Consider the following 22,563-nt stretch of genomic DNA (forward strand, 5'->3'; position numbering starts at 1 on the left):
GTCCGCAGGCGCGCGCAGCGCGGTGTGCAGCACCGCACGCCCCTCCGTGGTGTTGATCCTCTCGCCCCGGAACATCGCGTCCCGCAGCCCGAACACGTCCGTCGCCGCGGCGAGGTCCCGCAGGAGCGCGAGCGTCTCGTCGGTCACCAGGTGCTTGGAGTAGTCGACGTGCAGGTCGCCGACCTGGATGGTATAGCGCTCGGCGCGGGCCGGGTCGGCGTCGAACTGCTCCCGCAGCCGCACCTCCCCCAGCTGCTCCCGGTGCTTGGCCAGGGCCGCCCACTCGGCCGTCTGGTTGAGCCTGGTGCGGCCAACTGCGTTCATCTGTACTTCAGCCCTCTCTCGTACAACCTGAGTACCGTGCGTACGCCCCACTGCCTTCCCAACCTAGTTGATCAGCGTGCGGTTTGAGCCGTCTGTCCGCCGTCGGCCGACTTGAGGGCGGGGGCGAGCACGGCGACCGAGAGCGCGAACAGGGCGGCCGCGAGCAGCATCGGCGTGTTGGTCCCCCGGAGCGCGGCCGCGGCCCCGCCGAGCATCGCCCCGAGCGGCGCCCCCGCGAGGGCCAGGGTCCGGAACGCCGCGCTGATGCGTCCGAGGACGGCGACGGGCGCACGCTCCTGCATCAGGGTGTGGGTACTGACGTTCCACACCATCCCCATGGCTCCGAACAGGGCCATGCTCGCGGTCAGGGTCGTGATGTCGCGGACCGTGCCCATGGCCACGAGCGCGGCGATCTGTGCCGTCCCGGCGGCGAGCACACCGCGGACCCGCCCGAGCCGCCGCGCGAGGCGCCCGGCGAGCAGCCCGCCCACGAGGCTCCCGGCCGCGTACGCGGTCATGGCGGCCGCGTACCCGCCGCTGCCCGCGTGCAGCCAGTCGGTGACGAGGACGACGAGGGTGGCGAGGAGCGCGCCTATGCCGACGTTGCCCACCGCGGTGGCCGCGCACAGCCCCCGGAGGACCCGGTCCCGCCCCAGGGCCCGCAGACCGTGCGCGATGTCGGACCGCAGGGAGGCCCCGGCGGGTCTGGGCGGATGCGCGGGCGCGGGCACCCGCAGGGAGGCCACGAGCGCGGCCGCCACCAGATACGTCACCGCGTCCGCCACGTACGGCAGGCCGGGGTCCGCGGCGATCAGGAAGGGCACCGCGGGCACGGCGAGGAGGCCGCCGGCGAGCTGCTGGCCGGTCAGCAGCCGGGCGTTCGCACTGCCCAGGGCATCGCGGTCCACGAGGGCGGGCAGCAGCGCCGTGGCGGCGTTGTCGAACAGCGTCTGGAGCGTCGTGAGCACCAGGGCAAGCGCGATGAGCAGGCCGATGGAGGCGTGGCCGAGCGCGACGGCGAGGGCGAAGGCCCCGACGAGCACGCCGCGCGCCACGTCCACCCGCCACATGGCGCGCCGCTGGTCCACGCGGTCGGCGACGGCGCCGCCGAGCAGCCCGAAGGCGAGCCACGGCAGATAGCCGCAGGCGGTCACGGAGGCTATGAGCAGCGGATCGTCGGTGAGCGACGCGGCGAGCAGCGGCAGCGCCGCCTTGCGCAGCGAGTCGCCGAAGCTGGAGAGCACGGCGGCGCTCCACAGCCTCCCGAATCCCCCGCGCCAGGCGAGGCCCCGCGCCCTGTCGGTGCCGGCCTCCGCGGTCTCCGCTGCCGTCACAACTCCCCCCGTCCGCCGCGTGGTTCACGATCATCCACCACGGTAGGGGGCACCACTGACAACCGCCGGAGGACACACGCTGACCTGCGCGTTCCGGACCGGCGGGAGGTTTCGGCGGGGGCGGCGGCGAAACGGATCCGGCCGGGCACCTCAGGGTGCCCGGCCGGTTCTCAACTTCTAGATCTCGCCCCGCAGTTTGGCCAGCGCCTCGGCGAGGATGGCCTCGCCGTCCGCGTCGCTGCGCCGCTCGCGCACATACGCGAGGTGGGTCTTGTACGGCTCGGTGCGCGGCGGGTCCGGGGGGTTGTCCCGGTCCTGACCTGCCGGAAAGCCGCAGCGGGGGCAGTCCCATGTGTCGGGGACCTGCGCGTCGCTGGCGAAGCTGGGCTGCGTCTCGTGCCCGTTGGAGCACCAGAAGGAGATGCGCAGTCGCGGCGCGGACTCACCGCGCTCGGCCTCGCCCATCGGCCCCGCCCCGACCCGACTGCCTCGGATCGCGTTGCCACTTGCCACGGTCGTAACTCCCTGCGTGATGGTGCTGCCTGTTCGAACGGCGGCTGCGCCGCGGGGTCGACTGCCGGCTCCGCTGCGGGCGCCTCAGTCTACGTAAGGCCCAACGCGCGTCCAGTGTTGGGAGTTACACCCCACCCCGACACGCAAGCCCCATGATAAGCCGCGCGCGCGGGCGCGTACGGAACATGGGGCTATGAGCGGGACTTCAGGGCTTGGCCGCGGTGGCGTGGCAAGCGGCCCGTTCCTGTTGTCAGTTGTTGACCTTCATCAGGATGCCGAGCACCACGATGCTGGCGAACCAGAGCAGACCGACCACGACGGTGATGCGGTCCAGGTTGCGCTCGGCGACGGAGGAGCCGCCGACCGACGACTGCATTCCGCCACCGAACATGTCGGAAAGGCCGCCGCCCTTGCCCTTGTGCATCAGCACCAGCAGCATCAGCAGCGCGCTGAAGACGATCAGGGCGATCGAGAACCCCATAACCACGGCTGGACCAACTTCCTCGGATCTGAATCGACGACGGGGGCCGAAGCTTACTCCGCGAGCGATTTCCGCTCACATTTCAAGCCCCGACCCCCGCAAGGGTACGTCGTAACGGCGTTAGCGCATACTCACTGCTCGGTGAAGCGAACGATCTTGACGAACTCGTCCGTGTCCAGGCTCGCGCCGCCCACCAGGGCGCCGTCGATGTCGGGCTTCGCCATGATCTCGGCGACGTTGCCGGACTTCACGGAGCCGCCGTACTGGATGCGGACGCGGTCCGCGAGCTCCTGCGTGTACAGCTCGGCGAGCTTGCCGCGGATGGCCGCGCAGACCTGCTGCGCGTCGTCGGCGCCGCAGACCTTGCCGGTGCCGATGGCCCAGACGGGCTCGTACGCGATCACGATCGACTCGGCCTGCTCGGCCGGGACGTCCTTGAGGCCGCCCTCGACCTGGGCGAGCGTGTGCGCGACGGCGTTGCCCGCCTCACGGACCTCCAGCTCCTCGCCGACGCACAGGATCGGCGTGATGCCGTGCTTGAAGGCCGCCTTCACCTTGGCGTTGCAGACCTCGTCGGTCTCGTTGTGGTACTGGCGGCGCTCGGAGTGGCCCACGGCCACGTACGTGCACTTCAGCTTGGAGAGCATCGGGCCCGAGATCTCACCGGTGTACGCGCCGGAGTCGTACGCCGAGATGTCCTGGGCGCCGTACTTGATCTTGAGCTTGTCGCCGTCGACCAGGGTCTGCACGGAGCGCAGATCGGTGAACGGCGGCAGGACGGCGACCTCGACGGTCTCGTAGTCCTTGTCGGCGAGCGCGAACGCGAGCTTCTGGACGTGCGCGATGGCCTCGAGGTGGTTGAGGTTCATCTTCCAGTTGCCCGCCATCAGCGGCGTGCGCGTGCTCATCAGGGTCAGTCCTCCAGTGCAGCGAGGCCGGGGAGCGTCTTGCCCTCGAGGTATTCGAGGGACGCGCCGCCACCGGTCGAAATGTGGCCGAATGCGTTTTCGTCGAAGCCCAGGTTACGGACGGCCGCGGCGGAGTCGCCGCCGCCCACCACGGTGAAGCCGTCGCAGTTGAGCAGGGCCCGGGCGACGGCGGCGGTGCCACCGGCGTAGTCGGGGTGCTCGGCGACGCCCACCGGCCCGTTCCAGAAGACCGTCTCGGCGTCGGCGATCTTCTCGGCGAACAGCTCGCGGGTCTTGGGGCCGATGTCCAGGCCCTCCATGGTCGCCGGGATGCTGTCGGCGTCGACCGTCTCGAAGTCGGCCGGGGCCTTGGTCTTCAGGTCGGGGAAGTCGGTGGAGACCAGGACGTCCACGGGGAGCACCAGCTCGACGCCGTTCTTCTCGGCGCGCTCCATGTACTCGGTGACGACCGGGATCTGGTCCTCCTGCAGGAGGGAGATCCCGACCTCGTAGCCCTTGGCCTTGAGGAAGGTGTAGGCCATGCCGCCGCCGATCAGGAGGCGGTCGGCCTTGCCGAGCAGTTCGTCGATGACGGCGAGCTTGTCGGAGACCTTGGCGCCGCCGAGGATGACGGTGTAGGGGCGCTTGACGTCCTCGGTGAGCTTCTTCAGGACGCCGACCTCGGTGGCGATCAGGTAGCCCGCGTAGTGCGGCAGCCTGCCCGGCAGGTCGAAGACGGAGGCGTGCTTGCGGTGCACGGCGCCGAAGCCGTCGCCCACGTACACGTCGGCGAGCTCGGCGAGCTGCGCCGCGAACGCGCCGCGCTCGGCGTCGTCCTTGGCCGTCTCACCGGCGTTGAAGCGGAGGTTCTCCACGACGGCGACCTGGCCGTCGGCCAGGCCCGCGACGGTGGCCTTGGCGGAGTCGCCGACCGTGTCGGTGGCGAACCGCACGTCCGTGCCCAGGAGTTCACCGAGCCGGGCGGCGGCGGGGGCCAGCGAGAAGGCGGGGTTCGGGGCGCCCTTGGGGCGGCCCAGGTGCGAGGCGACGACCACGCGGGCGCCCGCGTCGGCGAGGGCCTTGACGGTGGGCACGACGGCGCGGATGCGGCCGTCGTCGGTGATCGTGGTGCCGTCGAGGGGAACGTTCAGGTCCGCGCGGACGAAGACCCGCTTGCCCGCGACACCGCCGGCGAGCAGTTCATCGATCGTCTTCATAGAGGGGGACTCCTTGAGAAGGGGCTCCGAAGAGGGCTTTGACATGCTGCAGGGTCCGGACGTTAACGGTCCGGACCCTGCTGCTCACATCTGGGTGCCTGCTCTAAGCGCGCTCGCGCCTCAGAGCTGACCGCCGACGAAGACCGTGAGGTCGACGAGGCGGTTGGAGTAGCCCCACTCGTTGTCGTACCAGCCGAGGATCTTCACCGAGTTGCCCTCCTGGACCATGGTCAGGGAGGAGTCGAAGGTGCAGGAGGCCGGGTCGCTGACGATGTCCGAGGACACGATCGGGTCCTCGGTGTAGAACAGGATGCCCTTGAGGTCGCCGTCGTCGGCGGCCTTCTTGAACGCGGCGTTGACCTCGTCCTTGGTGACCTCGCGCTGCAGCGTCACGACCAGGTCGGTGGCCGAGCCGGTCGGGACCGGGACGCGCATGGCGATGCCGTCCAGCTTGCCCTTGAGCTGCGGGAGGACCAGGGCGGTGGCCTTGGCGGCACCGGTCGTGGTCGGGATGATGTTCTCCGCGGCGGCGCGGGCGCGGCGCAGGTCGGAGTGCGGGAAGTCCAGGATGCGCTGGTCGTTGGTGTACGCGTGGACCGTCGTCATCAGGCCCTTGACGATGCCGAAGTTCTCGTCGAGGACCTTGGCCATCGGCGCCACACAGTTGGTGGTGCAGGAGGCGTTGGAGATGACGTGGTGGTTGGCCGCGTCGTACTTGTCCTGGTTGACGCCCATCACGATGGTGATGTCCTCGTCCTTGGCCGGAGCCGAGATGAGGACCTTCTTCGCGCCACCGGCGATGTGCTTCTCGGCGTCGGCCTTCTTGGTGAAGATGCCGGTCGACTCGATGACGATGTCGACGCCGAGGTCGCCCCACGGGATGTCGGCGGGGTTGCGCTCGGACAGCACCTTGATGGTGTGGCCGTCGACGGTGATGGTGTCCTCGGTGTGGGACACCTCGGCCTTGAGGCGGCCGAGGATGGTGTCGTACTTCAGCAGGTGTGCGGTGGTCGCGGTGTCACCCAGGTCGTTGACAGCCACGATCTCGATGTCCGCACCCTGCTCAAGGAGCGCGCGGAAGTAGTTACGACCGATGCGGCCAAAGCCGTTGATGCCTACGCGGATCGTCACGAACCGATCTCCTCGTTGGTACGCCGGTCTGAGACGCCGGCGAGATGTATTGGGATGTCCCCGACCGCCTCCGACCCTACCTCTCCGAAGGCCTCCGGGTGACATCGAGAACCCCCCTCGAAGGCAATACCGTCCGGTAGTGAGAAGCACCACGCTCACCATGGCGCTCACCCGTTTCACCTCGCGCACGGGTGAGCGCAAATTCCGCGTTTCGGACGCCGACGGAGGGCCTTCCGGAACCCGGAAGGCCCTCCGTGAGAGACCGTTTTCGTCGGACCGCTTCGTCTCGTCGGACCGCTGCGTCGGACCGTTTCGTCCGACCGTTTCGTCCGACCGTTTCGTCAGACCGCGAGGTTGTCCGCCATCTCCTCGGTCAGGTCCTCGGTCAGATTGGACTCCGTGCCGGGGATGCCCAGGTCCTGCGCCCGCTTGTCGGCCATCGCGAGCAGGCGGCGGATGCGCCCCGCGACGGCGTCCTTGGTCAGCGGCGGGTCGGCGAGCGCGCCCAGCTCCTCCAGGGAGGCTTGCTTGTGCTCCATGCGCAGCCGGCCCGCGGCCGCGAGGTGCTCGGGGACCTCCTCGCCGAGGATCTCCAGGGCGCGCTGAACGCGGGCGCCCGCGGCGACGGCGGCACGGGCCGAGCGGCGGAGGTTGGCGTCGTCGAAGTTGGCGAGGCGGTTGGCGGTGGCGCGCACCTCGCGCCGCATCCGCCGCTCCTCCCAGGCGAGCACCGACTCGTGGGCGCCGAGGCGCGTCAGGAGGGCGCCGATCGCGTCCCCGTCACGGACGACGACGCGGTCCACGCCGCGCACCTCGCGGGCCTTCGCGGCGATCTGCAGCCGCCGGGCGGCGCCGACCAGGGCGAGGGCGGCCTCCGGGCCCGGGCAGGTCACCTCGAGAGAGGACGAGCGGCCGGGCTCGGTCAGTGAGCCGTGCGCGAGGAAGGCCCCGCGCCAGGCGGCCTCGGCGTCGCAGGTGGCCCCCGAGACCACCTGCGGCGGCAGGCCGCGGATGGGGCGGCCGCGGCCGTCCACCAGGCCGGTCTGGCGGGCCAGCTGATCGCCGCCCGCGACCACGCGGACCACGTAGCGCGAGCCGCGGCGCAGGCCGCCGGGGGCCATCACGATCAGCTCGGAGCCGTGTCCGAAGATCTCCAGGATGTCCCGCTTGAGCCGGCGTGCCGCCATCGCCGTGTCCAGCTCCGCCTCGATCACGATGCGGCCGCTGACCAGGTGCAGGCCGCCCGCGAACCGCAGGATCGCCGAGACCTCCGCCTTCCTGCAGCAGGTCCGGGTGACGGGGAGCCGGGAGATCTCGTCCTTCACCGCTGCCGTCATCGCCATGGGCCGATCCTTCCATGCATCCGAAAAATACGGTCGTACGCGGCGGCCAGCAGCTCCGGGTCGTGCTTGGGGCTGCCGTCCTCGCGGGCCACCGGCGCCAGCTCCACCGTGGCACCGAACCGCTTGGCGGCATCGGTCAGGGACCCACGGTCGGGCACGGCGGCCTCGTCGGCCAGCACCACGTCCAGGGCGAGTTTAGGGGCGTGTCGGGCCAAAACCTCCAAATGACGCTGCGGAGAGAAGCCTTCGGTTTCTCCGGGCTGCGGTGCGAGGTTGAGCGACAGGACCCGGCGGGCCTTCGTCTCCGTGAGCGCGTCGAGCAGCTCGGGCACCAGCAGGTGCGGAATCACGGAGGAAAACCAGGAGCCGGGCCCGAGGACCACCCAGTCGGCGTCCAGGACGGCGGCGACGGCCTCCGGGACGGCGGGCGGGTCCTGCGGGACCAGGTGCACGGACTGCACCTCGCCGGGCGTGAGCGCCACGGTGGCCTGGCCGCGCACGGTGTCCACGTCGTCGGGACGCTCCGGGTCGTGGCCCTTGACCAGCGCCTGGAGCTCCAGGGGCACGGCGGACATGGGCAGCACGCGCCCGTGCGCGCCGAGCAGCTTGCCGACCAGGTCGAGCGCCTGGACGTGGTCGCCGAGCTGCTCCCACAGGGCAACGATCAGCACGTTCCCGACCGCGTGCTCGTGCAGGTCGCCGCGGGACTGGAAGCGGTGCTGGATGACGCGGGCCCAGGTCTGGCCCCAGTCGTCGTCGCCGCACAGCGCGGCGAGCGCCTTGCGCAGGTCGCCGGGCGGCAGCACGCCGAGCTCCTGGCGCAGCCGGCCGCTGGAGCCGCCGTCGTCGGCGACGGTGACGACGGCGGTGAGGTCTCCGGTGATGCGGCGCAGGGCGGCGAGCGACGCGGACAGGCCCATGCCGCCGCCGAGGGCGACGACCTTGGGCTGGGTGCCCCGCTTGCGGCCCAGGCGGTTCAGACGGAGCACCCGGCGGTTGGGCTTCATTCGCGCCCCATGTCCCGGTGGACGATGACCGTCTCGATGCCAGCGGAGGACAGGCTCGCGGCGAGCTTCTCGGACGTGGCGACGGAGCGGTGCTTGCCGCCCGTACAGCCCACGGCGATGGTCACGTACCGCTTGCCCTCGCGGCGGTAGCCCGCGGCGATCAGCTGGAGCAGCTCGGTGTAGCGGTCGAGGAACTCCTTGGCGCCCGGCTGGTTGAAGACGTACGCCGACACTTCTTCGTTGAGACCGGTGTAGGGGCGCAGCTCCGGAACCCAGTGCGGGTTGGGCAGGAAGCGCATGTCGACCACGAGGTCCGCGTCGACCGGCAGGCCGTACTTGAAGCCGAAGGACATCACCGTGGCCCGCAGCTCGGGCTCCTCGTCGCCCGCGAACTGGGCGTCCATCTTGGCGCGCAGCTCGTGCACGTTCAGGCTGGAGGTGTCGATGACCAGGTCGGCGTCGCCGCGCAGCTCGCGCAGGAGCTCGCGCTCGGCGGCGATACCGTCGACGATGCGGCCGTCGCCCTGCAGCGGGTGCGGGCGGCGCACCGACTCGAAGCGGCGCACCAGGGCCTCGTCCGAGGACTCCAGGAAGACGATGCGCCGGGTGACGTGCTTGGACTCCAGGTCCGCGAGGGACTCGCGGAGGTTGTCGAAGAAGCGGCGGCCGCGCACGTCGACGACGACCGCGATGCGGGCGACGTTGCCCTGCGAGCGGGCGCCCAGCTCGACCATGGTGGGGATCAGCGCGGGGGGCAGGTTGTCCACGACGAACCAGCCGAGGTCCTCCAGGCACTTGGCGGCCGTGCTGCGCCCCGCGCCGGACATGCCGGAGATGATCACCAGCTCCGGGATGGCCGCTTCCGCGGCCTCGCCCGGCTCGATGGTCGTGCTCGTACTCACCTGGGTGCCGCCTTCGTCGTGCTCGCTCATGTCTCCATCCCCCGTCGTCGTTCCGGGGCGCCCACGTGCGTGGTCGTCCCGCCTTCACCGGGGGCCCCGGTCGGTGTGGCCCCCTTGCCGTTGAGCGAGTCGCCCGCCGGTGCGGGCTGCTCGCCTTCGTCCGAGTCTCCCGCCCCCGCGGGGTCCTCGTCTTCCATGATCTCTCCTGTGGCGGTGTTCACGGCGGGGGGCGCCGGGGCCGCCTGGGCGAAGGCCGCGAGAACGGCTTCCGCCGTCTTGCGGCCGATGCCGGGAACTTCGCAGATCTGGTCGATGGTGGCGGACCTGAGCCGCTTCAGCGACCCGAAGTGCTTGATCAGTGTCTGCTTCCTGGACTCGCCGAGGCCGGGCACGGCGTCCAGCGGGCTCGCCTTGAAGCGCTTGGTCCGTTTGGACCGCTGATACGCGATCGCGAAACGGTGCGCCTCGTCTCGTACGCGCTGGAGCAGATAGAGGCCCTCGCTGGTGCGCGGCAGCACCACGGGGTCGTCGTCGCCGGGCACCCAGACCTCTTCGAGGCGCTTGGCGAGGCCGCAGACCGCGATGTCGTCGATGCCGAGGTCGTCCAGGGCCCGCTGGGCGGCGGCGACCTGCGGCTGGCCGCCGTCCACGACGACGAGCTGCGGCGGGTAGGCGAACCTCTTGGGGCGCCCGTCCTCCTCGGTCAGGCTCTCCTGGACCTCTTCAGCGGACCCTCCCCAAGCTCTCGGCTCCGCTTGAGCAGGGGAGACCCCACTCCCCGTCTTCGCCTGCTCCACGAGATAGCGCCGGAAGCGCCGCGTGATCACTTCGTGCATGGACCGGACGTCGTCCTGCCCCTCGAAGCCCTTGATCTGGAAGCGGCGGTACTCGCTCTTCCGGGCGAGTCCGTCCTCGAAGACGACCATGGAGGCGACGACGTCGTCGCCCTGGAGGTGCGAGATGTCGTAGCACTCGATGCGCAGCGGCGCGCTGTCCAGCTCCAGGGCGGTGGCGATCTCCTCCAGGGCCCGGGAGCGGGTGGTGAGGTCGGAGGCGCGCTTGGTCTTGTGCAGGACGAGCGACTGCTGGGCGTTGCGCGCGACGGTCTCCATGAGGGCCTTCTTGTCGCCGCGCTGCGGGATGCGCAACGACACGTTCGACCCGCGGCGCTGGGTGAGCCACTCCTGGACGGGCGCCACGGGGTCGGGCAGCGCGGGGACGAGCACCTCCTTGGGCACGGCGTCGCCGCGCTCCTCGCCGTACAGCTGCTGGAGCGCGTGCTCGACGAGGTCGGCGGTGGTGACGGCCTCCACCTTGTCGGTGACCCAGCCGCGCTGGCCGCGCACGCGTCCGCCGCGTACGTGGAAGATCTGGAGGGCGGCCTCCAGCTCGTCCTCGGCGACGGCGATCAGGTCGGCGTCGGTGGCGTCGGCCAGGACGACCGCGCTCTTCTCCATCGCCTTCCTGAGGGCGTCTATGTCGTCGCGGAGGCGGGCCGCGCGCTCGTACTCCATCTCCTCGGCCGCGTCCGTCATCTGGCGCTCCAGGCGCCGGATGTACGTACCGGTGCGGCCGGTCATGAACTCGCAGAAGTCCTCGGCCAGTTCGCGGTGCTCCTCGGCGGAGACGCGGTCCACGCACGGCGCGGAGCACTTGCCGATGTAGCCGAGCAGACAGGGGCGGCCGGTGCGGGCGGCGTTCTTGAAGACGCCCGCCGAGCACGTCCGCACCGGGAACACGCGGAGCAGCAGGTCCACGGTGTCGCGGATGGCCCAGGCGTGGCCGTACGGACCGAAGTAGCGCACGCCCTTTTTCTTCTGACCGCGCATCACCTGCACGCGCGGGAACTCCTCGTTCATCGTCACCGCGAGGTAGGGGTAGCTCTTGTCGTCGCGGTACTTGACGTTGAAACGCGGGTCGTACTCCTTGATCCAGGTGTACTCCAGCTGCAGCGCGGCGGTCTCCGTGGCGACGACGGTCCACTCCACGGAGGCGGCGGTCGTCACCATGGTGGCCGTGCGCGGGTGCAGGTTCGCCAGGTCCTGGAAGTAGCTGGCGAGGCGCTGGCGCAGGCTCTTGGCCTTCCCGACGTAAATCACACGGCGGTGCTCGTCGCGGAACTTGTAGACCCCGGGCGAGTCGGGGATCTGTCCCGGCTTGGGGCGGTAGCTGGAAGGGTCCACGACGAAGATCACCACACTCTGACAGGCACGCTCGCCGTGCGCTTCTTAGGCTGGTCATTGAGGGGTGGGCCCGCAAGGCACGGAAGGACACCCCCCGGTCGTGAGGGTACTAGCGGTCAAGCGCATCAGTCGGGACACCGAGTCGTCAGACGCGCTCACAGCACAAGGAGAGCGGCTAGAGCGGGGCATCCGCGACGGCGGTCACGTGGCCGTGGGCATCGTGGAGGACGCGACCGTATCGGGTGCGATCAACCTTGATGACCGGCCGTCTCTCGGTCAGTGGATGCGGTCCCCTCAGTGGGAGCAGTGGGACGCGATCATGGTCACGACGTTGGACCGGATCACCCGCAACCAGTTCCATTGGGAACTGTTCGCTGAGCGATGCCACCAGGGTGGCAAAGAGATCATCTGTCTTGATGATCCTGGCTTGGACATCCACACCAGTCAGGGCCGCTTGATCGCGTACGTCAAGGCGTCTCAGGCTCAGCAGTACCGGGACGTGATCGTTCAGAAGCGGCGGGACCAGACTCAGAGCTTCCGGGATCAGGATTTGTGGCCGGGTGGTCTCTGGCCGTTCGGGTACCGCGCCATGACTGTCATGGTCGATGGGAAGCGCCGTAAGCGGCTGTTCCTGGACCCTGTGACGTCCAAGCTGATCCGGGAGGCGTACGACCGGATCGTGAACCAGGCCCACACCGTCACGGACGTAGCGCGCGACTGGAACGCGCGTGGGGTCATGACGGCCAAGGACTACCAAGCTCACGTGAACGCGTCCGAGGGCCGCGACGAGAAGATGACGGAGATCAAGGGCTTCCAGTGGTCTCACGCAAGCCTGAAGATCGTCCTCTCTAAGCCCGCACTCATGGGCTACGCCACGCACAAGGGTGAGGTTCGGATGCGTGACGGTCTGCCGGTCCAGTGGTCGGAGCCGATCCTTTCCCCGGCGGAGTTCGAGAAGCTTCAAGAGCGCATGTCCGTCCGGTCTATCTCGCCGTCGAACAAGCCTGTCCCGAACCCCCTCCGAGAAGTCCTCTGGTGTCCGTGCGGGCAGCACATGAACTCTGACTCGTCCGAGTCGAAGACAGGCAAGCGTTACCGCTACTTCAGGTGCCGCACCTTCAGCACATACAAGCGGTGCCGCTACCGCGTGTCGTGGCCGGTCGATATCGCTCACGAGTTCCTGACGGAAGAGTTCATGGTCCAGCTTGGGGACAAGGAGATGACCACTAAGGAGTTCATCCCCGGCAAGGACAACCGGACCGAGATCAAGAATCTTCGGACGGCTATCGGGAACCTTGCTGCGACCCTCGGTCAGTTCGAGCCTGGCAGCATCGCGCACACGCAGACCGTAGAGACCATGAAGCGTCATGAAGCCAACCTGAAGACGCTTGAGGCTGAGCCGGTCGTAGAGGCCGCTTGGAAGGTGTCGGGTACCGGGGAGACGTACGGCGAGTGGTGGAGCCGCGAGACGGACTGGTACGCCCGTGGCGACATGCTTCGGAAGGCGGGTATCCGCGTGTACTTGGGTGGCTCGCCTAAGAACCCCACGGTCCCGATCATCCATACGTTCATCCCGCACGACCTTGAGGCGCGGGCCGGTGACGTGATCTCGGGAATGATCGAGCCGGGGTTCCTGGAGCAGGCGAACGAGGACGCGCGAGAGTCCGCCCTAATGATGAGCCGCCCCTTGTGGGACCGCTTTTGGGATGACCGTGAAGTTTCATAAGGCTTAGCCGCTAACGCGTTAAGGGCTTAGCGCTAATGCTTAGCTAAGCGCTTAGGGCTAATAGCGCCTAACGCTTATCCCTAATGACGGCATGATCAATTTGCGGAAATGGTCGCGACCTGGCGTAATTGGTGGTCGCGCCTCGATCCGGCGCACCCTCCCCCACATGGAAACAAGGAACATGCACGTCAAGATTCAGGAAGTCACCCCCGGTAAGTGCTGGATGGTTCAGGTGCCCCCTCACGAAGTGGCACGCGTTCGGCGAATCCTCGGGAGTCGCGTGATCGCAGAAGGCCCGAGTCACTTCACGCCGGGGACTCACACTTTCACCCTGGATACCGAACCGCCGACCATTCCGCCCCGCGCACCGGCCAGGCTTCAGCAGATACCCGGATTCTGAACTAGGAAGAGACACCACCAATGACCAGCACCGATAACGACGGGTCGAACATCGTCAAGCGATGGACCCTTGCCATGTCCGCAGACTCCAACCTGACACCTTCTGAACGGCTCCTCGGGGCCGTAATCGGACAGCACGCCAACTACACCACGGGCCGGGTTTACATCGGCTCAGAACGGCTCTCAGGGATTCTTGGGATCACTGAGCGCAAGGTGAAGGATCGCCGGAAGGCTCTCAAGCGTGAGGGGTGGATGGTGGACACTGGCGAGAAGGTTCGACAGGCCACGGTCTATCAGCTCGTACCCGTGCCTAATCTGGGCACCGTGCCTAATCTGGGCACCGTGCCTAATCTGGGCACCGTGCCTAATCTGGACGCGAACCGTGCCCAATCTGGACGCGAACCGTGCCCAATCCAGGCACCCGTACTTACAAAGGAACCTACAAAGGTTCCTACGACAGTAGAGGCTGAAGAGATTCAGCCGAGACAGTGCGGCTGTCCTACCGTTCCGGGACAGCCTTACTGCGACTGTCCGCCATTCTGACGAGAGCCCCGGTTTTCGAGCCGGGGCTTTGTCGCATCTACGGTGACCACGATCACCACGGCCAGTTGTCCAGCTTTCAGGCTTGGACACCTTATAGAAGTAAGCCGAGTGGGGACACCCCACGGGTGTACTTTCCAGAACACCCACCTTATGTATGTAAGCCCTGAAGGGAACGAGCCACGCTAAGAGCGCATCCGAATGCGGACACGGATGCGTTCCTAGGGTGTCTTGTGGACACCTAGTGTTGAGTCATGGACTCTCCTTCAAACCGTGCCACCCGGGATATAGGTGGACGTGCTACCTCAGCCGCGCGTTCGGAAAGCGCTGGGGGCCGGATATGCGTTCTCTCCGGTGCAGACAAAGGAGACGCAGACAGAGGCCCGGTTTGGTACCCGGGGGCATTCTCCGCTGTCAGCCTGTGCAGGTTTGCACCCCCCGTCCCTCGGGGGTCCTGGTTCGATTCCAGGACAGGTACGGGTCATCAACAGGTGACCTTCCCGCTGTCGCGACCATGTATGTGGCCACGAAGCGGAAAATGTCAGGGACAGGGCCCCTCGCTGTGAAGCGCGGGCCCTTTCCTTTATTTGCCCTTCGATACACCTAGGAGGTGTCTTAGATGGATGACTACTTCGCCGCACGCTTCATCAGGAAGCGGCGGGAAGAGCTTGGCTTTAGCCAGGAGGATCTAGCGCGCCTCTGTGGCGTATCGCAGCAGACCATTTCTCGGTTTGAGTCTGGGGAGCGGTTCCCTTCGGTTCTGACGCTGTGGCGTCTGTCGCTCGCCCTTGATGCTGAGCCTTCCGATTTCTTTGAGTGGGGTGAGTTCGATTGCGCGTGACTGAAGCCCCGGAGACTCTGAGGCAGGCCCGTACATGGGAGACGGTCAAGGGCCGGTATCTCGAAGCGGGTCTTTGTGTCGGTTGTGCCGGGCAGGCCGCTTACGGCCATCAGCTTGGCTTCTCGCGGGTCCGTCCGGCGTGTGACGACTGCTGGTCTCTCGTAACCGCTCTCCCCGTCCCTGCGTCGCACTGTTGGCGACGACTGTCCGACCCGACCCGTACGAACCCCCGCCCTCATTACACCGTCGTCAGCGAAACGGAGACCGCCCATGTCTGAGCACCAGATTGCCCCCGCCGAGGAGCAGCCGGAGACCCCGGCGGTTGAGCCTCAGACGGCCGAGGAACCGAGCGATGCCCCGGAGGTCCAGCCGGAGGCCGAGGAGCCCACAGAGGCCCACATGGAGCCTGGCCCGTCCATGGAGGAGTTCAAGGCTCTCCAGGAGGCGTACAGCGCTCTCGCCAGTCAGCTTGATGACCTGAGGCAGTCACCCCCGAAGGTGCCGACGCACATCGGTGAGGGTGCTCCCGTGTCGGCAGCGTCCGGCGCCCAGGAAGAGGCCCCGCCGAAACAGTCTCAGTCGGACCTGTTTCGCGCTGCTCTTGAGCGCGACTGAACTAGCCCCGCGGTCTACTACCGCGCCCCGTAGTGGCGTCGAGCCGGCGAGCGCTCTACCCCTTGGGAGGACTGACCTCCCTTCTACTACTGCCGTCCGTAGTGACGGACTGATTACTGACTTGTGGCCGTCCCGTCCGGGGCGGCTTTTCTCATGAGAGGAGCCATACCTATGGCCGAGAACCCGAACACCCAGCTTCGCGCTGGGAACGAAGAGCTGACCCCCACTGACCGGATCGCGCGCATCCTTCACGACCAGATCGTCTCTGGCTCCGTGTTCCTGTCTGCGTTCGACCGCCTCACCACTGACAAGAAGGACGTAACTCTCCTTGTCGGTAACGAGGTTGATCGTGCCGGGGTCGTTGGTGAGAACAAGGAGATCCCGCTTGCCGAGACCGACCAGACCGAGGTTAAGTCGGAGCCGGTGAAGTACGCGCAGATGCGCAAGATCTCCAACGAGGCCATTGCCGACACCACCCCCGGCATCCTGGAGCGGAACACGAAGAAGCTCGCCTCTGCCATCTACAAGGGCATTGACGAGGACTTCCTTACCGCCGCCAAGCAGACCGACGTGAACAAGACCGCCCCGACCGGCGTTCTGAACCACGCTGAGCTGAAGTCCGCTGGTGAGGTCAAGGACAACCTTGACGCCGTGAAGGACGCGGTTGCGGAGATTGCCGACGCTGAGGGTTCGGCGTCGCTGTTCATCGTTCACCCGCTGGACGCTGCCGAGATGCGGAAGATCAAGGTCAAGCTTGCCGACAAGACCGACGGCAACACCTACCTTCTCCAGGGCGACCAGATCGCGGACGGCCTGACCGTTATCGAGCACAAGGCCATGACCCGTGGCACCGCGCTTATCGCTGACCGTGAGGCCGTTACCGCCGTCGTCCGCAAGACCATGGACGTGAAGCTGTTCGACCAGCGTTACGCCGAGTTTGACGCTACCGGCGTCCGTGGCACGTTCCGTGCCTCTTGGGTCGTTACCGCCCCGGGCAAGCTGCGCACGGTCAAGGTTCCGACCAAGGCCACCGTCAAGGCCGACGACAAGTAAACGCAACTTCTGATTAGGGCCCCCGTAGGGACAAATGCGGGGGTCCTTTTCTGTTGCTGTGATTGGAGAGATTACACATGGACTGTCGCGACAGTAAGACGTACGTTCAGGAAGAGATCTGCAAGCAGTACCCGAGCTTTGTTGCTTTGTACCCGCACCTTGAGGACAAGGTGAGCCAGGAGCGTTACGCGACGCTCGCTGAGATAGCGGGCGGGGTTCTTATCGCGGAAGCCCCACTTGTTCCTCAGCCTCATTACTGGGGCAGTCAGAACATGGTCGAATCGGGGATCATGCCGGGGTCTGACGCGCCCTTCGTTAGCTGGGATGCGCTGTTCAATCTGGCATTTCGGATAATCGCTCGTACAGTCGCTAATCCTAACCAGATTACTCAGGAAAGCGCCGGTGACGGCTCTCACTCGTTCTCCCCTAACCAGGGTATGGGTATGCGGTTGACGGCCGCTGAGCGTAAGGAACTCGCCCGTATCTGCGGTGAGCAGTCCCGGACGGTGTGGCTGTAATGGGCTGGTCGACCGGTAGAGACCGGCGCGGGTGGGCCCGTAAACGACACCAGGTAATGACACGTGATGGCTACGTGTGCCGTGGCTGCGGTGAAGAGGCTTCAGAGGTAGATCACGTTCGCCCCCTTTGGGAGGGCGGCAGTGATGACCTTATGAACCTGGTGGCTGTTTGTAAGCCGTGCCATATGGCGAAGTCGAAGGCTGAGCGCTTGAAGGCGTACCAGCTAAAGCACAAGCCCGTTAAGAGGCTGCGTGACCCTGAGGAGAATCCCTATGCCTGACATGACTGGCAGTCTCCTGCTTAACCGCACCGTTCGCATTGTGTGGCCGACACTCACAGAGGACGAGTACGGGGAAGAGGTAGCCGACTATGAAAAGCCCCTACATTCCGTAACTGCCCGAGGCCGGCTCAGTAACCCCCGGTCTCAGGATGGTGAATGGTGGGACCTTGATACCGGCAAGCTCCTGTTGGAGCCCCGGGCATTCAAGAACCTGCCCGAAGGTGCCGAAAACCCACGGTACGAGATTGAGCCTGACCCGCTCTCCGATAACCCCTACTGGTACGAGACCGGTAAGGCTATTGCTGGCATCGACACAACAGGCAGCATCACTCACTATGCAGTGCGAGTCACTAGAGCACGCTAAAGGAAGCAAGACAAAAGCTCTCGCTCTTTAAGCCTCAATCAAAGACTACACAGCACTATCACACCAATATCCAATGCACGCAGCAGCACACAGCGATATAGCAGAGCTATCGCACACAGCATGATAGGCAGTGCAGCACTACACAGCGATAGCGACACAGACAACGAACTCTTTAACGAAGTTCACAAAATGCTTTTCAAAGCAAAAAGCAAAGAACAATTCATCGAAATGAAGCAAAAGCTTCGCCCGCTCTACTACGCGTACGCAAAAGAGTCCTGAATTCAAGGCACCCCCACCGACTCCCCGCCCCCCCCAACAGGGGCCCCTTGACCAAGACGTCATAGTAAATCGTGTGCTCGGGGTGTTTTTTCCGCGTGTGCGGGTGGCTCTTGCCCAGTATTCTCAACGATTTTTGCCCTGGAAGGGGGTTAAAAACATGGCTAAAACTAACCCGTTTTCGGCCCATCGGAAGCGTCTCGCTCGCCGTATTCGCGAGCTTGAGGCCGCTGTGAATGAGGACCTGAAGAAGGAAGGCTTGGGCTATACGGCCTTTAAGGGTACTCAGAATTCTTGGGTTTCCCACCCTCTTCTTAAGGACATTAACGACGTTGAAACCAATTTGCGGCAGGTGCTCGCTAAAGAGGTTGCTTGGGATGATGCAAATAAGGCCATGAAGCCTTTTGAGGTTATTCCGGAACCGGGGGACTGGTGATATGGGGGACGCTCCCTGAGGAGCGACCTAAGCACACTCTTGCCCCGTACGTTTTTCAGTGGTGCCGAATGTTTCTTCGGCATGAGGGGAAGCCGTGGGAGTTCACCCCGGGACAGAAGCACTTTCTCCGCTGGTGGTATGCGATTGACGATGACGGCCGCTTCATTTGGGACGAAGGGGTCAGTGCCGGTCCGAAGGGTGTAGGTAAGACTCCGTTCGCTGCCGCCTATTGCTGGGCCGAGTTCCTGGCCCCTGTCAGGTTCGATAGGTGGTGCCCTGAGACCGGTAGGCCTCTGGCTAAGCCGGTCGGGGATAAGGCTCTAGTTCAGATTGCTGCCGTGTCGCGGGAGCAATCTCAGAACACGATGAAGCAGCTTCGTTCGATGCTGCCTCGCGAGGCTGCCGACTATTTCGGTATCGACGTTACGTCGTCGAAGGTGTCCTATAAGGACAAGACTAAGTCGGCTGAGATTTACACGGTAACGGCCTCTGGTAAGTCGCAGGAAGGCCATGAGCCTTCAGCGATTCTCTTTGATGAGATCCACCATTGGCATTTGCCTGAGGCTAAAGAGGTCTACGAGACGATGAGCGGGAACGCTCAGAAGACGAAGCGGGACAACAAGTGTCGCCCGTTGTCTACGTCGAATGCGCACCAAATTGGCCTTGATTCTGTGATGGAGACGCTTTACGACAAGGTGGCGAAGGCTAAGCGTGAGAGTAAGCCTCTGTCGGTGCTGTACGCGGTGAGGCAGGCTCCGGAAGAGGTTGATCTCTCTGACCCTGAGCAGCTTCTTGCCGGTCTGCGTGAAGCTTATGAAGATGCCCCGTGGGCGCCGGTAGAGGATCACGCGAAGGCATACATGGAGGGTCGTATTACGACCGAGCGGCTTAGGCGTTTCCATTTGTCTCAGGTTGTTGATGGTGGTGACGCGTGGATTCGCCCGGCGTGGGTTAAACGGGCAACTCTGAATGACCGTCAGCTACTCGCCGGCTCGCGTATTGCGCTTGGCTTTGATGGTGCAGAGAACAATGATGCTGTTGCGCTTGTGGCTTGCGAGATTGATTCGGATATCTGCCACGAGGTGGCCGTCTGGACGCGCCCTGAGAAGGCTAAGGACGATTACGAGCATCCGTTTGGCGAGATTGACGCTGAGGTTCGCCGGTGCTTCGAGGAGTACGAGGTACAGGCATTCTTCGCTGATGCCTACAAGTGTGAAGCCATGGTTGCTAAATGGTCTGAGGACCTTATGGCCCCGATCATTCACCGTAAGGGTAAGCGGGCTGTACGTGCTTCGGGTACGTGCGCGGTGGCTTACAACATGGGTGCCTTGTCTTACAACTTCATGAAGACGGCTGAGCTCGTGGTGGATGCGTTTGCGCGCCGCACGATCCGCATTAGCGGCTCACTTCTCCAGGCGCATTGTTTGAATGCGGTGCGGCTGTTGAAGCAGGCTCGGGGGCGTCCGGCAATGGTGTTCCCGGGTAAGCGAACCAAGTTTTCTCCTAAGAAAGTTGATGCTGCTCACGCTTTGATTTTGGCGTGGGAGGCCCGACAGAAGGTCATCGAACAGGGAGTTAAGCCCCGTGGGGTGATGACGGCAAGTACGTATGAATGGACTACAGATAATGACTGAGAAGAAGCACGCGATAGATAAGCTGCGGGAGTTCCGCAGCAGGGAGTACGGGCGACTGTCCCGCATTGACTCCCGGATGAATGGGTTTCACCCGATGCCTTGGGTTCCGCAGGAGCTTAAGCGCGAGTGGGTTTCGATTGTTAAGCAGTCTCAGACCAATTGGCTTCCGAAGGTTGTTGAGGCCATTGGCGAGCGGCTGAACGTGGTTGGCTTCCGTGACCCTAAGTCCGGTGAGGACGCTAGGGGCTGGGAGCTGTTTGTCAGGAACGGTATGCAGGATCATCAGGACCTTGTTCACCGTGGCGCACTGACTTACGGTGTTTCGTTTGTGATGGTTATGCCTCGGGGTGAGGACGGACCGACTATCAAGGCTTTTACGCCTATGCAGATGACTGCGATCTACCAGCGGGCGCAGGATCGTTTTCCGATGCTGGCCGGTTTCAAGACCAAGGTCTATAACGATGGTGAGCCGGACCTTGAAGAGTGGACCGTCGTTGATGCCGAGTCGGTCAAGGTGTTCCTTGGTGAAGCGGATTCGGCGGGTGACCAGTACAGGCTGGTTGAGGAGTATGCGCACGGGCTTGGCGTTTGCCCTGTCGTGCGGTTTGTTAACCAGGAGTCGTTTTCCGAGTCTCAGCCGCCTATGTCTGAGGTTGAGCCTCTGTTCGCGATTCAGGAGCGGCTCACGTCCCTGCATCTGGATATGGCGACGGCGGGTAAGTACAGCGCGTTCCGTCAGAAGTACGCCATCAACATGGACATCAAGCCTGGGTCTTTGAAGCCTGGCCCTAATGCTGTTTGGGTCGCTAAGTCGGATGGTTCGAATGACCAGCCGGGTAAGTTTGGAGACTTCCCGCAGACGGACACGCGCGGCTACAAGGAATCCATTGAGCTGACGTACAAGGAGTTCGCCGCGAGGTCGTCTCTGCCTATGCGTGCCATGAGCCCCGATATGGTGAACGTGTCGGGTGATGCTCTGGAGTTTGCGGAGAAGGACCTTAACCAGAAGGTCGCCGACCGTCAGCGCGCCTTTGGCCGCGCCTGGTCTACGGTCCTGAACCTTGCCGAGTTCGCGGCTGGCTATGTCACGTCTGCGTTTAAGCATGACGCCACGGTGGTTTGGTACGACAACACGGCCCATGACCCGCTGGCCCTGTATCAGGGTTTGATGAACCTGAAGAGCATTGGTTTCCCGACTTCGGTCCTGGTAGAGCTGATCCCTGCGGGGAAGCTCACTGCTGACCAGATTCAGGAAGTCAAGGACTTCTCTGATGAGGATAAGCATTCCATGGCTAACCGCTGGTTTGGTTATACCGAAGAGGGTCAGCGTGCGGTTAAGCAGATCGAGGAAGATCACCGCAAGTCTGAGGGCGAGAAGGAGGCAGCATAATGGCTGAGGTACGACCGGACCTTGACGCGTGGATCGCACAGCAGGGTTTCGCTGACGATGCCATGAGGGCTGTTGCTGAGCGCGGCGCCGCTAGGGCTCACGCCGTGGCAGAACCGCACTCGAAGAGTGGCGCCTTTGTGGCCGGTATCAGCGTCAGTAAGGGCGATGTGGACTACTACATCAACTTTGCTGACCCGCTGTCTCTGGAGAAGAGCTACGGCCACAAGGACCACAAGACGGGTCGTTGGGTGGACGGGCACGGGGCTATTGAGGCTGCGAAGGGGGTGACGTGATGCGTACGCGTTCGCTCCCTGTCGGGGAGCTGATCATTAAGGCTGCTCTCGACCACTACCTGAAGGGGGTCAAGGTTCTGCTTGTGGCCCCGGGGAAGCTGCCGGTAGAGCCGACTGTGTACCTGAAGCGCACGGGTGGTGTCGCTGCCTCTCCGGGGGAGGTGGACCAGGGCACGTATCAGTTCCGCGTGTTCGGCGGTCGCTTCTCTGAGGCTGCGGAGCTGGGGCAGGCTCTCCGTGATGCCTTGTACGCGGCTGAGGCCGCCCAGTTCTCGACCGCCAAGGGTCGTATGGGCAAGGTGACGGAGATCAGCGCGCCGTCTCCTCTGACGCAGGAGAACGAGGGTTCGCCGTTCGTGCGGTACGCGACCTACAACGTCATCACTCGGTAGGGAGCACACTCCTACCTTCGTTGATCCGAGTTGGGTGAGCCGGCCAGGGATTCTACCTGCGGTTATGTCCGTTTTCAGTTCTCAACTCGACATAGAAGAACCCCACCAGGTCGGGGGTCCTGGTGGGGCGGTCACGGCGGGGTCCGGGCCGTGTGATCATTCCTCGCAATCGCAGCGTTGGTCTCGTGGCCCGTAGTTCTTTGGCTTCCTGCACTCCTTGCAGTCCTGGAGCGTGGTGAACGTGGGTGCCTTCACTTGGACACCGGCCCCGTGTGGAGTCCCGCGTCATGGTCTCGAACCTTGCTCGCTGCCTGGCAGGCTTCGGTGACGTTCCGGGCTCTGAGTGCGGCTTGCCGCTTGCGGTACCAGTGCGAGCAGTGGGCACAGTCGCGCTGAGGCGCACAGTCATACAGCCATGGGTCGATGGGGAGCTGTACCGGGATGGGGTCGGGGTACGTCTGA

Annotated in this window: 22 protein-coding genes and 1 pseudogene; 12 read left to right on the forward strand and 11 right to left on the reverse strand. The window is 65.0% G+C overall.

Annotated elements, in window-relative coordinates:
• From IG74_RS0140495 to uvrC, 11 genes and pseudogenes are all read right to left on the reverse strand, one after another.
• Positions 1 to 324 (reverse strand): annotated as a pseudogene (locus IG74_RS0140495) (glucose-6-phosphate isomerase); the annotation flags it as partial.
• A gap of 71 nt (positions 325 to 395) precedes the next feature.
• Positions 396 to 1,658, reverse strand: coding sequence for an MFS transporter (locus IG74_RS0140500; protein WP_051856440.1), 1,263 nt, complete (start codon positions 1,656 to 1,658; stop codon positions 396 to 398).
• 177 nt (positions 1,659 to 1,835) lie between these two features.
• Complete coding sequence (locus tag IG74_RS0140505; protein ID WP_003957010.1) at positions 1,836 to 2,171, reverse strand: RNA polymerase-binding protein RbpA; 336 nt, start codon at positions 2,169 to 2,171, stop codon at positions 1,836 to 1,838.
• A gap of 250 nt (positions 2,172 to 2,421) precedes the next feature.
• Positions 2,422 to 2,652, reverse strand: a complete 231-nt coding sequence (gene secG / locus IG74_RS0140510) for a preprotein translocase subunit SecG (protein WP_030687882.1) — start codon at positions 2,650 to 2,652, stop codon at positions 2,422 to 2,424.
• Between the two features lie 131 nt (positions 2,653 to 2,783).
• Complete coding sequence (gene tpiA / locus IG74_RS0140515; protein ID WP_030687884.1) at positions 2,784 to 3,560, reverse strand: triose-phosphate isomerase; 777 nt, start codon at positions 3,558 to 3,560, stop codon at positions 2,784 to 2,786.
• A 5-nt stretch (positions 3,561 to 3,565) separates the two neighbouring features.
• Positions 3,566 to 4,777, reverse strand: a complete 1,212-nt coding sequence (locus IG74_RS0140520; protein ID WP_030687886.1) for a phosphoglycerate kinase — start codon at positions 4,775 to 4,777, stop codon at positions 3,566 to 3,568.
• A gap of 120 nt (positions 4,778 to 4,897) precedes the next feature.
• Positions 4,898 to 5,908: a type I glyceraldehyde-3-phosphate dehydrogenase gene (gap, locus tag IG74_RS0140525; protein ID WP_030687888.1), complete on the reverse strand. Its 1,011-nt coding sequence runs from the start codon at positions 5,906 to 5,908 to the stop codon at positions 4,898 to 4,900.
• 341 nt (positions 5,909 to 6,249) lie between these two features.
• On the reverse strand, positions 6,250 to 7,251 hold the full coding sequence (whiA, locus tag IG74_RS0140530; RefSeq protein ID WP_030687891.1) for a DNA-binding protein WhiA: 1,002 nt from the start codon (positions 7,249 to 7,251) through the stop codon (positions 6,250 to 6,252).
• Complete coding sequence (locus IG74_RS0140535; protein WP_030687893.1) at positions 7,242 to 8,258, reverse strand: gluconeogenesis factor YvcK family protein; 1,017 nt, start codon at positions 8,256 to 8,258, stop codon at positions 7,242 to 7,244. The genes whiA and IG74_RS0140535 overlap by 10 nt, the downstream gene beginning before the upstream one ends.
• Complete coding sequence (rapZ, locus tag IG74_RS0140540) at positions 8,255 to 9,190, reverse strand: RNase adapter RapZ (protein ID WP_030687895.1); 936 nt, start codon at positions 9,188 to 9,190, stop codon at positions 8,255 to 8,257. Before rapZ ends, IG74_RS0140535 begins: the two co-directional genes overlap by 4 nt.
• On the reverse strand, positions 9,187 to 11,352 hold the full coding sequence (gene uvrC, locus IG74_RS0140545) for an excinuclease ABC subunit UvrC (protein ID WP_030687898.1): 2,166 nt from the start codon (positions 11,350 to 11,352) through the stop codon (positions 9,187 to 9,189). The genes rapZ and uvrC overlap by 4 nt, the downstream gene beginning before the upstream one ends.
• A 91-nt stretch (positions 11,353 to 11,443) precedes the next feature.
• Here uvrC and IG74_RS0140550 point away from each other — a divergent pair, with 91 nt between their 5' ends.
• The 12 genes from IG74_RS0140550 to IG74_RS0140590 all read left to right on the forward strand — a co-directional run bounded on the left by IG74_RS0140550 (position 11,444) and on the right by IG74_RS0140590 (position 22,101).
• Positions 11,444 to 13,069 (forward strand): recombinase family protein, encoded by a 1,626-nt coding sequence (locus IG74_RS0140550; protein WP_030687900.1) that lies wholly within the window; start codon positions 11,444 to 11,446, stop codon positions 13,067 to 13,069.
• Between the two features lie 474 nt (positions 13,070 to 13,543).
• Entirely contained in the window at positions 13,544 to 14,011 is a 468-nt protein-coding gene (locus tag IG74_RS54860; protein WP_420710029.1) for a helix-turn-helix domain-containing protein, read from the forward strand.
• Positions 14,012 to 14,627: 616 nt separating this feature from the next.
• Complete coding sequence (locus tag IG74_RS46725; protein WP_037826943.1) at positions 14,628 to 14,849, forward strand: helix-turn-helix transcriptional regulator; 222 nt, start codon at positions 14,628 to 14,630, stop codon at positions 14,847 to 14,849.
• A 270-nt stretch (positions 14,850 to 15,119) separates the two neighbouring features.
• Positions 15,120 to 15,464, forward strand: coding sequence for a hypothetical protein (locus IG74_RS0140560; RefSeq protein ID WP_030687903.1), 345 nt, complete (start codon positions 15,120 to 15,122; stop codon positions 15,462 to 15,464).
• Positions 15,465 to 15,635: 171 nt separating this feature from the next.
• Positions 15,636 to 16,517, forward strand: a complete 882-nt coding sequence (locus IG74_RS0140565) for a phage major capsid protein (RefSeq protein ID WP_030687905.1) — start codon at positions 15,636 to 15,638, stop codon at positions 16,515 to 16,517.
• 77 nt (positions 16,518 to 16,594) lie between these two features.
• Entirely contained in the window at positions 16,595 to 17,035 is a 441-nt protein-coding gene (locus tag IG74_RS0140570) for a hypothetical protein (protein ID WP_030687908.1), read from the forward strand.
• A 56-nt stretch (positions 17,036 to 17,091) separates the two neighbouring features.
• The gene (locus IG74_RS54865; protein ID WP_158857993.1) at positions 17,092 to 17,316 is read left to right on the forward strand and encodes an HNH endonuclease; all 225 of its coding nucleotides are present in this window, start codon (positions 17,092 to 17,094) and stop codon (positions 17,314 to 17,316) included.
• Between the two features lie 716 nt (positions 17,317 to 18,032).
• Positions 18,033 to 18,392 (forward strand): hypothetical protein, encoded by a 360-nt coding sequence (locus IG74_RS52485; protein WP_158857995.1) that lies wholly within the window; start codon positions 18,033 to 18,035, stop codon positions 18,390 to 18,392.
• Positions 18,393 to 18,730: 338 nt separating this feature from the next.
• Complete coding sequence (locus IG74_RS52490; RefSeq protein ID WP_158857997.1) at positions 18,731 to 20,026, forward strand: hypothetical protein; 1,296 nt, start codon at positions 18,731 to 18,733, stop codon at positions 20,024 to 20,026.
• On the forward strand, positions 20,019 to 21,416 hold the full coding sequence (locus IG74_RS0140580; protein WP_030687910.1) for a phage portal protein: 1,398 nt from the start codon (positions 20,019 to 20,021) through the stop codon (positions 21,414 to 21,416). The genes IG74_RS52490 and IG74_RS0140580 overlap by 8 nt, the downstream gene beginning before the upstream one ends.
• Positions 21,416 to 21,709 carry a DUF5403 family protein gene (locus tag IG74_RS46735; protein WP_037826946.1) on the forward strand — a complete coding sequence of 98 codons (294 nt, stop codon included), beginning with the start codon at positions 21,416 to 21,418 and terminating at the stop codon, positions 21,707 to 21,709. Before IG74_RS0140580 ends, IG74_RS46735 begins: the two co-directional genes overlap by 1 nt.
• The gene (locus tag IG74_RS0140590) at positions 21,706 to 22,101 is read left to right on the forward strand and encodes a DUF3168 domain-containing protein (protein ID WP_030687912.1); all 396 of its coding nucleotides are present in this window, start codon (positions 21,706 to 21,708) and stop codon (positions 22,099 to 22,101) included. The genes IG74_RS46735 and IG74_RS0140590 overlap by 4 nt, the downstream gene beginning before the upstream one ends.
• Positions 22,102 to 22,563 lie beyond the last annotated feature (462 nt).

The sequence above is a fragment of the Streptomyces sp. NRRL B-1347 genome, from assembly GCF_000720325.1.
Taxonomy (GTDB): Bacteria; Actinomycetota; Actinomycetes; order Streptomycetales; family Streptomycetaceae; genus Streptomyces.

Bases quoted from the DNA above. Each gene is read 5' to 3' on its own strand.
- secG (WP_030687882.1), bottom strand. From the start codon at position 2,652: ATGGGGTTCTCGATCGCCCTGATCGTCTTCAGCGCGCTGCTGATGCTG.
- tpiA (WP_030687884.1), bottom strand. From the start codon at position 3,560: ATGAGCACGCGCACGCCGCTGATGGCGGGCAACTGGAAGATGAACCTC.
- IG74_RS0140520 (WP_030687886.1), bottom strand. From the start codon at position 4,777: ATGAAGACGATCGATGAACTGCTCGCCGGCGGTGTCGCGGGCAAGCGG.
- whiA (WP_030687891.1), bottom strand. From the start codon at position 7,251: ATGGCGATGACGGCAGCGGTGAAGGACGAGATCTCCCGGCTCCCCGTC.
- IG74_RS0140535 (WP_030687893.1), bottom strand. From the start codon at position 8,258: ATGAAGCCCAACCGCCGGGTGCTCCGTCTGAACCGCCTGGGCCGCAAG.
- rapZ (WP_030687895.1), bottom strand. From the start codon at position 9,190: ATGAGCGAGCACGACGAAGGCGGCACCCAGGTGAGTACGAGCACGACC.
- IG74_RS54860 (WP_420710029.1), top strand. From the start codon at position 13,544: ATGTCCGCAGACTCCAACCTGACACCTTCTGAACGGCTCCTCGGGGCC.
- IG74_RS46725 (WP_037826943.1), top strand. From the start codon at position 14,628: ATGGATGACTACTTCGCCGCACGCTTCATCAGGAAGCGGCGGGAAGAG.
- IG74_RS0140560 (WP_030687903.1), top strand. From the start codon at position 15,120: ATGTCTGAGCACCAGATTGCCCCCGCCGAGGAGCAGCCGGAGACCCCG.
- IG74_RS0140565 (WP_030687905.1), top strand. From the start codon at position 15,636: ATGGCCGAGAACCCGAACACCCAGCTTCGCGCTGGGAACGAAGAGCTG.
- IG74_RS0140570 (WP_030687908.1), top strand. From the start codon at position 16,595: ATGGACTGTCGCGACAGTAAGACGTACGTTCAGGAAGAGATCTGCAAG.
- IG74_RS54865 (WP_158857993.1), top strand. From the start codon at position 17,092: ATGACACGTGATGGCTACGTGTGCCGTGGCTGCGGTGAAGAGGCTTCA.
- IG74_RS0140580 (WP_030687910.1), top strand. From the start codon at position 20,019: ATGACTGAGAAGAAGCACGCGATAGATAAGCTGCGGGAGTTCCGCAGC.
- IG74_RS46735 (WP_037826946.1), top strand. From the start codon at position 21,416: ATGGCTGAGGTACGACCGGACCTTGACGCGTGGATCGCACAGCAGGGT.